The sequence below is a fragment of the Paenibacillus sp. FSL W7-1088 genome (assembly GCF_037969855.1).
Classification (GTDB): Bacteria; Bacillota; Bacilli; order Paenibacillales; family Paenibacillaceae; genus Paenibacillus.
In genome coordinates this window covers 3774327-3787025 of the sequence record NZ_CP150216.1, presented here as the reverse complement: position 1 = coordinate 3787025, position 12699 = coordinate 3774327, and the positions used below count along the sequence as shown (strand labels likewise).

Here is a 12699-nt window from a genome sequence, read left to right as displayed (position 1 = left end):
GCTCTTCAATCTATGTCGAAGACTGAGGAAATGAATAAGGTAATGGAGTCAAATAAACAGTTTATGGATGAGAGATATAGACCGGGATATCATTTTTCGCCTCCATCCCATTGGATGAACGATCCGAACGGATTAGTCTATTATGAGGGAGAATATCATCTGTTTTATCAACATCATCCCTATAGTAATAAATGGGGGCCGATGCACTGGGGCCATGCCGTAAGCCATGATTTGATTCATTGGCAACATGAACCTATCGCTCTGTTCCCTGACGAGCATGGAGCCATTTTTTCTGGTTGCTGTGTGGTTGACTTTAATAACAGCAGCGGACTGTTCGCGGGCTCTCATGGATTGATTGCGATCTTTACCCAAGCGGATACTTGTCCAAAGACAGGGCAGCCGCGCCAGCGGCAAAGCTTGGCTTACAGCAGCGATAAAGGCAGAACCTGGCATAAATATGAGGGGAATCCGATTCTTGCCGAAATGGATCTGGTAGACTTCCGGGACCCGAAAGTGTTCTGGCATGCACAAAGTGAGCGGTGGGTTATGACCATTGTAGCGGGAGATCATGCTCGGTTTTATGGGTCGGAAAATTTGCGTGAATGGAAATTAACAGGGGAATTCGGGCAAAAGGAAGGCTCGCATGACGGCGTTTGGGAATGCCCGGATCTCTTTGAATTGCCAATCGATGACAGTGGACGTTCCAAATGGGTACTTATCATTAGCATTGGGGATAACCCTGCCTTTCCGGAAGGATCACGCACGCAATATTTTATCGGAGAGTTCGACGGAAATACATTCATCAACGACAATTCGGCTGATCATATCATGTGGTTGGATCACGGTCGGGACAACTATGCAGGGGTCACCTGGTCGGATATGCATGAACAAGACGGACGACGTGTGATCATCGGTTGGATGAGCAACTGGAAATATGCAAACGAGACGCCAACCGGAGACTGGAGAGGCGCAATGACTCTGCCTCGCGCCCTGTCACTGACCAGTCGGGACGAGGGCATTGAGCTAACCCAAATGCCTGTCCGGGAAATAGAACAGCTGCGGAAAGAGTCGAAAAGCTGGTCTGATGTCACGGTTACGCAGGATGTCCCGTTTATGATAAAGACAAAGGATGATCTACTGGAGATTGAAGCGGACATCGATATTCGGACTGCGGGCGAGGTTCATATCAAAATGCAATCGTCCGGGCAGAGTGAAACAATCATCGGCTATGACCCTTTGCGTCAATGGCTATTCATCGATCGTTTCAAATCGGGCATAACGGACTTCCATCCTTCGTTTGCATGTCAGCATGGAGTTAGGCTGGCTCCGGAAAACGGGGAAATTAAGCTGCATATCTGGCTGGATCGCAATTCGCTTGAAGTGTATGCGAATGAAGGCTTGGTTGTGCTGACGGATCAAATTTTTCCGGTTGCCCAGGTAGATCATATTTCAATAAGTACGGAATCAGGGCAGTTTGTACTGAATTCGCTGTATGTCCATACACTTCAGTCCATTCATATTTCCAATAACAACACAGGAAATACATCGAGGAGGGGTGAATCGTGAACCAAATACCCAACAATCAGGGTTTGATTATGTCTTGGGCCTTCGATGAAGGAACCGGAGCCAGCACGATGGAGAGCGTCTCCCAAGATCGGGATGATATTCAGTACGTATTTACACAAGCGGAGTTTACCGAACCGTGCGATCCGCAGTGGAGAAAGGGAGTTTTGGGAAACGGACTCCTCTTCGACGGCTACTCGACTTATATTGCCCATCCGCTCAATGAGGGAGATGCGAATGGCGGGCCGCAATATCTTTCTGCGCTAAGCATCGGAGTATGGGTAGCACCGCGCTCGTATGAATGGGGAGATGAGGGCAAGTTGTCCGCCATTGTGAATCGCTACAACACGGATCGCAAGCAGGGTTATCTGTTTGGCATGTTTCGTCATGGCACCTGGTCCTTCCAAGTCGGTCTTGAAGGGGGCAGATGGGAGGAAGTTTGGTCGTCGGACGGCCATGAACTGCCTAAGAATGAGTGGTCTTACGTGAGTGCCGTGTTCGATGGGGACCAAGGGGAAATGAAGCTGTATTTGAATGGCAATGAAATTGCTTCGGCCGTCTTGCCTCGTGGTTCCCGCTTGGCCGAGGCTGTGGGCGAGGATCTGCTCATCGGCAAAAATAATCACGGCAACCTGCTGGCGGGAGTATTCAGCCTGCACATGTTTAGCGGTATCATCGATGAGCTCAAGATTTATAATCGGCCTCTGAGCGCGGACGAGGTGGCCACTTCCTATCGGCATGTGCTGGACACCGCCCATGGAGGAAGCCATCCACAATTAACGTATGATGAGATCAAGCTGGATCGGACGCCACTGCTGCCGGATCGGCATAGACCGCAGTATCATGTCAGCCCGCCGGCTCATTGGATGAACGAGCCCCATGCGCCGATCTATTTTGACGGGCATTATCATTTATTCTATCAGCATAACCCCCTTGGGCCGTTTTTTCATCAGATCCATTGGGGACATTGGGTAAGTAAGGATCTGGTGCATTGGCTTGATCTTCCTGTGGCATTAGCCCCTGAAAATGATCAGCTCGCACCGGACGGGATATGGTCGGGAAGCGCGACATATGATGCAGACGGCCTGCCTGTCTTATTCTTTACGGCGGGCAATGACAGTGCTTCGCCCAATCAGAGCGTGGCGCTTGCCCGAAGCACCTATTCCCGGGATGGAGATCCGGATTTGGTTCACTGGGTCAAACACGGGGAGCCGTTGATCGTGCAGAAGAAGGGTATGGGCGTATTCGGAGATTTCCGGGATCCGTTCGTGTGGAAGGACGATGACGAATGGTTTGTCTTGGTCGGGTCCGGGATCGAAGGCGAAGGTGGAGCAGCGCTCGCATTTGCATCACAGGATATGCTGAATTGGACGTACAAAGGGTCATTATTTAAAGCGGATATTCAGAAATTCCCTTATCTCGGACCCATCTGGGAGCTTCCTGTGCTTCTTCCCCTTGGAAGCGACAAGCAGGGAGTGAACAAGCATCTTCTATTGGTGAGTCCAGTGGGACAGGGAGCGGATGTCGAGGTATTCTATTGGATAGGGAAGCTTGACAAACAAAATCTATCATTCATTCCCGATCAAGAGGAGCCGCAATTGATTGACGTCGGTGATTTCCATTTTACCGGTCCGAGCGGAATGGTTGATCCGAAGACCGGCCGAAAAATTGTGTTTACGATAGCGCAAGGTGACCGGACGTCCGAGCTGGAATATCAATCGGGCTGGGCTCATAATGGCGGCTTGCCGTTAAGCGTGTATTTGAGGGATGACGGACGGCTGGGAATGGAGCCGATTGAAGAGCTCCAATCCTTGCGTGGTGCCAAGCGGTTATCACTCCGGGACAAATCATTGGCTGAGGCTAATATGCTGCTGGGGGATGTACAAGGAGACATGCTTGAGATTCAACTGGAGATGGAGCCTGGCAGTGCCAAACGACTCGGCATCAAGGTCCGGTGTACGCCGGATAACGAAGAAGAAACCCTGCTGTATTATGATTGGAACCAATCGATGCTCTTGGTTGATCGAACGAAAACGACGCTTCATCCGGGAGAAAAGTGCCGAGGGATCCAAGGCGGTAAGCTGGAACTGCTAGGGGAGAATTTAAAGCTTCATATTTATTTGGACCGCTCCATGGTCGAAGCCTATGCAAACGGATTGAAAAGTCTGACGACCCGGGTGTATCCAAGCCGTAAAGATGCTTTGGGGCTTGAGATCTGGGGAGATGGGGAATTGTTGGTTAAATCGATGGATATATGGGAGATGAAATCCATTTGGTAAAAAGAGCGCTTTAGGCGCTCCTTACACCCTTTGGATAAAGGGAGCAAATCTCGGAAAATTTGTACTCTGCAGTTTGGAAGCGCTTCACATATACGTTTATCTTTTCTCTCCTTCCTTCATGACTATTCATCCTTGTTACAGGGAGAGCATGTCGAAATGCGGTATCGATGTTTTCTGAATATGAAATCATGGAGGAGGATCTTGAATGAGGAACGTAAGAACAAGGGAAACCTGGATCTCCAGAATGGTCATATGGGTATTGGTTCTCCAGCTTGTTGCTCCAGGAATATCGGCTGCAGCCGATATTCCTGGAGTAGATGCTCGGGAGGCGTTAACCCCTAAGGCTGACGAGGGGTTATCAGTTACGGATACAGTCTATCAAATCCAGAATCCAAGCTTCGAAACCGGGGATATGTCAGGCTGGACGGTTGTAAGAGGCCAAGCGTTTGGTCAGGACAGCGTATCAGACGAAACCACTTGGTGGGCGGAACAAATTCCGTACAATCAGGAAGGTACTTATCATTTAAATGGCTGGAAGCATGACGAGGCTGCAACCGGCGTTCTCCGCTCCAGCACCTTCGAGCTGGGTGGCAGCGGCTGGATCAGCTTCAAGCTTGGCGGTGCCAAAAATCCAAACAAGGCATATGTAAATATCGTGGAAGCCGAGACGGGGCAAGTCATTGCCCGGTATGGCAATAGCGCCTTCGCTGACGTTGGCTTCCCAAATCCCGATCAGGGCTTGCGGCTTGCCAATATGGAGCAATATAAGGCGAATCTTTCCGAATATTTGGGCAAAAAGCTGTATGTGGAGATCGTTGACAATGCAACCTCGGATTGGGGCGTGATCTTTGCGGACGCCTTCTTCATGTACCATGAAGCCGAGCCGGCCGTAGGAATTGCCGCCACGGATATCAAGCCGGATTTCAAACGCTATCAAATCGAAAATCCCGGCTTTGAAACAGGGAATTTAACAGGCTGGACGGTTGTAGAAGGCGAGGCGTTTGGTCCGAACAGCGTGTCGGACGAAACAACCTATTGGGTTGAAGAAATCCCGTATAACCAGGAAGGCAGTTATCATTTAAACGGATTGAAGTATAACGAGGCTGCGACAGGTAAGCTTCGTTCCAGCACCTTCGAGCTGGGCGGAACAGGCTGGATTACCTTCAGATTGGGCGGAGGCAAGCATACGGATCAAGTGTATGTGAGCGTCATCAATGCGGACACAGGTGAACTGATTGCCAGGTACGGTAACACCGAATTTAACGAGTCGGGGTTCCCGGATCCGGCACAGGGCCTGAGGCTCGCGAATATGGAGCAGTATAAAGCCGATCTCTCCAAGTATATCGGCAAGAAGCTGTATGTGGAGATCGTTGATAATGGGCACTCGGATTGGGGAGTAATCTTTGCGGACGCCTTCAACACCTTCAATGAACTCGTACCGGAAGAAGGAGTTATGGCAGATAATATTATGCCGACTGAAATCCAGAATCCCAGCTTTGAAACCGGAAATTTAGAGAACTGGACCGCCCAGGGCAACGCTTTTCAAGTGAACAATGAAGCTCAAGCGGGTAAAGAAGGCAACTATTTTGCCAAATCCTCCTTGGAAGGTCAGGGATCCATTACCTCTAGCACCTTCACTCTGCAGGGAACTGGGACTATTAACTTCACTGTTTTGGACATCGTCAATCCGCAGCATGCCTACGTCGCATTATATGATGCCAGTACTGACACGTTGCTTGAGAAGACCGGGGATGTCAGTACGAATAAGAAGATTTCCTGGAAAATGCAGCAATACTATAACAAGCGGCTTTATATCAAGGTTATCGATCAATCCAATCAAGCTCGTATTTCCGTTGATGCTTTTCAAGCTCATGGTACGGGTACCATTTTTCACATGAGTCTTGATGAAGACGCAGGAAAAAAGGCGCTTGAGAAAGTAAGCAATATTGAACACGATGTGAACTATGTATTTAACAACGCCAGATACATGGACTCCAAGGAACCGAGATGGACTCCGCGCGGAGTAAAAGGCGGCGCCCTGCTGTTCGATGGATACTCAAATAATATCGAGGTCAATGCACAGAATGCAGTTCCTGTAAGTGACGCGTTAACGCTTGAAACTTGGGTCGCGCCGCGCAGCTACGAATGGGGAGATGGAAACAAGCTGTCTGCAATTGTGAACCAGTCCGATCAGGATAAGGCGGAAGGCTTCGCGCTTGGCATGTACCGGCACGGTACATGGTCCATGCAGGTCGGAATTGGCGGCCAGTGGATTCAGGTATGGGTAAAAGATCATCCACTCGAAAAGTACAAATGGAATTATGTGGCGGCTACGTTCGACAAAAAGGATGGAATGATCAAGTTGTACCTGAACGGTGAGGAAGTGGCTTCCCAAGCGACCCCTGTCAACGTTCCGATCACACCCTCTACTGAAAACCTGATCATTGGTAAACATAATAAACCGATAGAGTTGGCGGGGTTGTTCTCTTACAATATGTTCTCTGGACTCATTGATGAAGTGAAGCTGCAAAACAAAGTCCTCACTGATCAGGAGGTCCTTGCTGAGTATGAGAATGTGAAGTCGCTTCACGGCGGTTCGGTCCCGGAAATTCTGAATGGTGATATTGATGAGGATCCAAGTGTGTTTGATGGCGATCAGCATCGTCCTCAGTACCATGCGATGCCTCCACAAAACTGGATGAATGAAGCGCATGCGCCGATTTATTATAACGGCAAATACCATTTGTTTTATCAGCATAACCCGCAAGGTCCATACTGGCATCAAATCCATTGGGGACATTGGGTGAGTGACGATATGGTACATTGGGAAAATGTGAGGCCTGCTCTTGCCCCCGAAGCGGGCACCCTTGATCCAGACGGCGCATGGTCAGGTAGTGCAGCGTATGATCGAGACGGCAATCCTGTTCTGTTCTATACTGCCGGCAATGACTCCCTGTCGCCGAATCAAAGAACAGGGCTGGCGACTCCGACAGATTTGTCCGACCCCAATCTGGAACAATGGGTGAAATATCCTGATCCGGTGACGGAACAGAACGGGAACGGCATCCATAACGAGTTCCGCGATCCGTTCGTTTGGTATGACGAAGAGGTGGATAAGTGGTATCAGTTAGTGACATCCGGTCTTCAAGACTTCAGCAGCGGCACAGCTTTGGTGTATGTGTCCGACGACATGTACAACTGGGAGTATAAGGGGCCTTTATTCGTTAGCGACAGAAGCCTGTATCCGGAGCTCGGTACGGTATGGGAACTGCCGGTATTGCTGCCGTTAGGCAAGGATAGCGCAGGCAATCAAAAGTATATTTTCATGATCAATCCTCATGAGAAACCGGAGCAAGTGCCTCCAGCGAACGATGTGCAAAGAGATGTTGAGGTCTTTTATTGGATAGGCACCTGGGACCGGGATCACTTCAAATTTATTCCCGACCAGGAGGCACCCTCCAAAATGGATGTGGGCGATGGCTATTTAACCGCAGAGAGCGGTATGGTCACACCTGACGGAAGAACGGTCGTTTACTCCATGGTGCAAAATGTAAGAACGCCGCAAGCTGAATATCAAGCCGGATGGGCTCATAATCTGGCACTGCCAGTTTCCCTAAGCCTAGACGACCATGATCAATTGCGCATTGAGCCCATTCAAGAATTGCAGAGTCTCCGGGGAGATAAGGTAGTTGATTTCTCGGACAAAAATCTGGCTGCCGCCAATCAATTGATTCAAAATGTCAAAGGCGACATGCTGGAGATTGTGATGGAAGTTGATCCGGGCGAAGCCCAGAAATTTGGGCTCAAGGTGCGGCGCTCCGATAATGGCCAAGAAGAGACGCTGATTTATTATGACAAGACAAACGGGACCTTTAATGTAGATCGGACAAAAAGCAGCATTGATCCGGATGTACGCGTGGATGGTATTCAAGGCGGATACGTGGATTTGGACGGAGAGAACCTGAAGCTCCATATTTTCCTCGATCGCTCGGTTGTTGAAGCCTTTGCCAATTACAAGAAAAAGCTGACAACCCGCGTCTATGTAGGCAGATACGACGCCTTGGGCTTGCAGGTCTGGGGCGACAACGATATAACGGTCAAGTCAATGGAAGTATGGAATATGAATGCCTTGACGGGTGAACCGGCTGCTCCGGTCGATGTGCCTGACAACTGGGACAACTCCGTATACACCGATATTACGGACCTGCCTAACCATGATTTTGCCACAGGCGACTTAACAGGCTGGATAACGGAAGGAGAGGCCTTCCAGAATGTCCATGTGACCGATACCCAGTTTTTCTGGGACACGATTTATTTCAACCCGTCGCATAAAATTCCGGGAGGCTATCATTTGTGGGGCTTCAATGAGGAAGCCGGCGGCGACAGTTTAACGGGAACGCTTAAATCACAGAACTTCATCCTTGGCGGGAACGGTAAACTCAATTTTCTGGTCAGCGGCGGACGCGATATCGATAAACTGTATGTTGCGCTGGTACGGGTATCGGACGGCAAAGAGTTATTCAAAGAAACCGCCACCAATTATGAAGAGTATCAACGGAAGATTTGGGATGCGTCCGCGTATATCGGTGAGGAGCTTTACATCAAGGTGGTTGACCAATCCACAGGTGGTTTTGGACATATTAACGTCGATGATTTCAATGTACCTGTTAAGGTGAATAACCCCACTAATCCAAATAATCCGACCAATTCAATCGACCCAGCCGGTCCTACCAGCCCTCCGAATAACTCTGTGGTCACCGCAAACAAACCGAGCAAGTCAGAGCAGCTTGTCATTCGAAATGGAGAAGGAAGAACGGCAGGTGGGTTCCCGGTCAGAACATCGGCCAACGATGAAAAGAACGCTCCGAAGATCAGACAGTGATGCAGAGATCGAAATTCCCGCAGAGATATTGAAGGATTTGCAGGGAATGGATAAGTGTGCCGGAAGCAAGAATAAAGCGGATATATCCGCTTTATGAGAGGTCTATGACTTCAAATTATCGCAGTATGGAGAAGATCAACAGGTAAGAAAGGAGGGAGTATACAGTATGACTCAAGCCAAGCAAGAGCAGCCATCTTATTTATATAAGGACCTTGTGAGAAGACTGTATGACTTTGAATCGCTGGCGGTACCGCCGCAGGCGGGTGAGAAATCGGGGTGCTTCTCAAGCTTTGACCGAAGTTCTGTTTATAATGCCGAGACCGGCTTATACGAGAATTGGGGCGCCAATGATGACGGAGAGGGCTTCATTCGCAAGGAAGGGGACAGCATCGTCGCTATGGAACTTAGCGGTCCTGGCGTGATCTGGAGATTCTGGTCTGCGCTTCCGGAGGATGGACATATCCGGATTTATATTGATCATGCCGATACCCCTGTGATCAATCAGCCCTTCCGGGATTATTTTGAAAAATTCAACCAGGAAGGGCCCCCGGCCAATTTTCCGAATCTGTCGCCAACATTATCCCGCGGAAGAAACAGCTTTATTCCGATCTCCTTTCAAAAACATTGCAAGGTGCTGTTGGATAAAGGTTGGGGCGCTTATTACCACATCACTTATACTTCATTCCCTTCCGAAGTCAAACTGCCGTCTTTTGATGGTAGCATCGACAAGGAGTCAGCTATTGCACTGGCCGAAGCGGATCGGGTATTACAGCAAAGAGGAATCGATTCTTCCTTGAATACGGAAGGGTCTTCCCTCGAGAACGTTACGGTATCCGTACCAGCAGGGGGCAAGGCAGTGCTTTTTGATAAAAAGGGGGCCGGCGCCATCTCCATGATCCGGATCAGGACTGACCTTGGACGAAAGAGCGAGGAACAGCAGCGGATCTTGGTTAGGCAGTTGGCCATCTCAATGAAATGGGACAATGGAGTAGATCCCTCCGTATGGGCTCCACTGGGTGATTTTTTTGGAAGCGCTCCCGGCATCAAGCCGTACCGCTCACTGCCTCTGGGTATGAATGAACATGAAATGTACAGTTATTGGTACATGCCATTCTCGGAAGGCGCCAGGATCGAAATTGAAAATGATGGAACGCAGCCGTGTGAGATATCAGCTGATATCCGTTATTTTCCCTTAACAACATCTTATACTGACGATCTCCTGCGTTTTCATGCGAAATGGCACCGGGACGATTATCTGGATTTGGACGTGGAGCGCTTCAAGGAAGGCGGGGATCGCTGGCCGGATTGGCCTCTGCTGCTGACGAAAGGCCGGGGAAGGTTCTGCGGCGTTCACCTTCACGTGTACAATACCTGGGAGAAACCCGATGAGGAAGCCGAAACCTGGTGGTATGGGCGTTGGGATCGAAAAACGATTGATTGGTGGTGGGGAGAAGGGGACGAGAAATTTTTCGTGGATGGCGAATCCTTTCCGTCCACTTTCGGAACGGGCAGTGAGGACTATATCGGCTATGCCTGGGCGGCTGAGCCTCCCTTCCCGATGTTTGACAGTGCTTTCGCCAGTCAGCCGTTTATCGAATTGGATGCGAACGGACATACCTCGGTTAGCCGATTTCATATTTGTGATAACATTCCCTTCATGAACTCCTTCGAGGGATTTATTGAAAAATATAAAGAGAATCAATGGGGCCCAAATAACCAATGTTTGTATGCCTCCACGGTTTATTGGTATCAGGAGCGGTACACAAGCGATGATTATAGGCCTGTTTCAGTCAATGACCGCTTAGTTACTTTAAACACCAGGAGGCATAAAAGATGAAGGAATTTTTCTATCGGCCGGATAACGCATGGGTAGGAGACGTTATTCCATATTATGAGGACGGGGAGTTTAAGCTGTTCTATCTGCACGGATGGAGAGATAACTACCGGGAGGACCTCGATCACGGCTGGTATCTTGTCGGAACGAAGGATTTTGTGAATTATCGGGAAGAAGGAGCTTGCCAGATCGAAGGCGGCACCGGTCACGTTCTGAAAGTGGACGGCATCTACCATATGTTCTATTGCATATTTCCTGAAGGCAAGCAGTTGGTATGTCATGCGATAAGCAGAGACTTCAAGACATGGGAGGCGATCCCTGAGGATTCCTTTACCGCTGACGACCGAATATATGAGCTATCCGATTGGCGTGATCCCTTCGTATTCTGGAATGAAGAGGAAGGCCAGTACTGGATGTTGCTTGCAGCGATGGCAAAAGGGCCAACTAATCGAAAGGGATGCACCGCGCTGCTGTCATCCAAGGATCTTAAAGCTTGGGAGTACCGCGAGCCCCTGTACTCGCCAAATCTTCACGTGGGGGCTCACGAATGTCCCGATTTGTTTCGGATCGGAGATTGGTGGTATTTGATCTACTCCTCTTATACCGGACGATTCGCGACCTTTTACCGGATGAGCCGTTCCCTGGAAGGCCCTTGGATTACTCCAAAGGAAGATACCTTCGACGGTCGTGCCTACTATGCTGCCAAATCCGTTTCAGACGGTGAGAAGCGCTATCTGTTTGGATGGAATCCGACGAAGAATGACGATTTATTCGGCTGGAATCCGCCGAAGTCCCTTGGCAAGGATTACGACACTTGGGACTGGGGCGGGAATCTGATTGTGCATGAAATCGTTCAGCGGTCGGATGGAACCCTTGGCGTAAAAGTACCGGAAACGGTTGATGCCGCTTTCGCCAAAACGCTGCCTGTTCAATTCAATGGTATTATTGGAGAGTGGGAGTTCGCAGACGGATCGATCTCTTGCGAGTCACCGTATAGGTTTGCCGGTTGTACAACTTCGGAAGATTTACCCGATCAATGTAAAATATCGGCTGTTGTCTCATTCTCTGAACAAACTCAAGGTGTTGGGCTGATGCTCCGGACAAAAGTCACTCTAGATGCGGCCTATTATGTCACGCTGGAACCACAGCGGAACCGCATTAGCTTTCGGGGGGCGATTATGCAGTCGGAAGAGGGGGGGAAGACGTTCCCTTATGAGGTTGAGCTGGAACGCCCCGTTCAGCTTATTCCCAATCGTCCTTATGAAATCAAAGTGTATATTGACGGATCGATATGCGAAATTTACGTGGACGATGAAATTGCGATGAGTGCCAGAATGTATGATATTCTTCAAGGGAACCTGGGCTTGTTCGTCAGTCAAGGCAGTGCTCAACTCAGCAATGTGAAAATTGCGATCAGAGAATAATATGGGAAAAGTCGAGCAGGGGACCCAATAAGAGTTCCTTGCTCGACTTTTTGAATTAAACTCTCGGAGTGCATTCCTGTCGAGGGATAAAAACATGGTCCCATTAAAGTCGCTATTTTAGCGGCTTTTTTATTTTATCGGTACAAGTTCTTGTCCCAAGCCAAGGACAAGAACTTGTACCGATTGCCGGAATGGACAAGAATTCAAATTCCTCAAATTAATTATTTCCGCCGTACATTTTACCGAAGTCTTCCATCTTTTCAAGGACGGGGAGTAACTTCATTCCTTTGTCTGTTAATGAATACTCCACCTTTGGAGGAACTTCCGGATAAACATCACGTCGAATAACGCCATCATTCTCTAGTTCCTTAAGTTGCTTGGTAAGAGAGCCTTGAGAAAGATCTCCAAGGAATTTTTTGATATCCGAATAACGGCGTGTTTCATTTTTTAGGAACCACAGTATAAAGTACTTCCAACGTCCGGAAAGAACATTCTGGGCAAAGGCTATTGCGTACATATCACTTTTTTCATCCATAAACTCTTGTTCAAATCCATCATTACAGACTTTCATTGATATCTCTCCTAATCTGTAGGTACAAAAAAATGTACTAGGTTCATTTAAATTGCCCTCTTTGCAAACGAAACGGATACACTTATGATTGGATCAACAACTAAAACAAAATCATTTTAGTTTGGCTAAAGTGTCAAAATATAAAC

General features: G+C 48.8%; 6 protein-coding genes. 5 read left to right on the top strand and 1 reads right to left on the bottom strand.

Going from position 1 to position 12699, the window contains the following annotated elements:
• Positions 1-63: 63 nt before the first annotated feature.
• The 5 genes from MKY42_RS17010 to MKY42_RS16990 all read left to right on the top strand — a co-directional run bounded on the left by MKY42_RS17010 (position 64) and on the right by MKY42_RS16990 (position 11982).
• Positions 64-1566, top strand: coding sequence for a glycoside hydrolase family 32 protein (locus tag MKY42_RS17010; protein WP_339852950.1), 1503 nt, complete (start codon positions 64-66; stop codon positions 1564-1566).
• On the top strand, positions 1563-3842 hold the full coding sequence (locus tag MKY42_RS17005; RefSeq protein ID WP_339843482.1) for a GH32 C-terminal domain-containing protein: 2280 nt from the start codon (positions 1563-1565) through the stop codon (positions 3840-3842). Before MKY42_RS17010 ends, MKY42_RS17005 begins: the two co-directional genes overlap by 4 nt.
• A 205-nt stretch (positions 3843-4047) precedes the next feature.
• Positions 4048-8724 (top strand): GH32 C-terminal domain-containing protein, encoded by a 4677-nt coding sequence (locus MKY42_RS17000; RefSeq protein ID WP_339843479.1) that lies wholly within the window; start codon positions 4048-4050, stop codon positions 8722-8724.
• Positions 8725-8890: 166 nt separating this feature from the next.
• A complete protein-coding gene (locus MKY42_RS16995) occupies positions 8891-10561 on the top strand; it encodes a glycoside hydrolase family 172 protein (RefSeq protein WP_339843477.1) in 1671 nt (556 codons plus the stop codon).
• Complete coding sequence (locus tag MKY42_RS16990) at positions 10558-11982, top strand: glycoside hydrolase family 32 protein (RefSeq protein WP_339843475.1); 1425 nt, start codon at positions 10558-10560, stop codon at positions 11980-11982. The genes MKY42_RS16995 and MKY42_RS16990 overlap by 4 nt, the downstream gene beginning before the upstream one ends.
• Positions 11983-12199: 217 nt before the next feature.
• Here MKY42_RS16990 and MKY42_RS16985 read toward each other — a convergent pair whose 3' ends face one another.
• Complete coding sequence (locus MKY42_RS16985; protein ID WP_090898580.1) at positions 12200-12553, bottom strand: helix-turn-helix domain-containing protein; 354 nt, start codon at positions 12551-12553, stop codon at positions 12200-12202.
• Positions 12554-12699 lie beyond the last annotated feature (146 nt).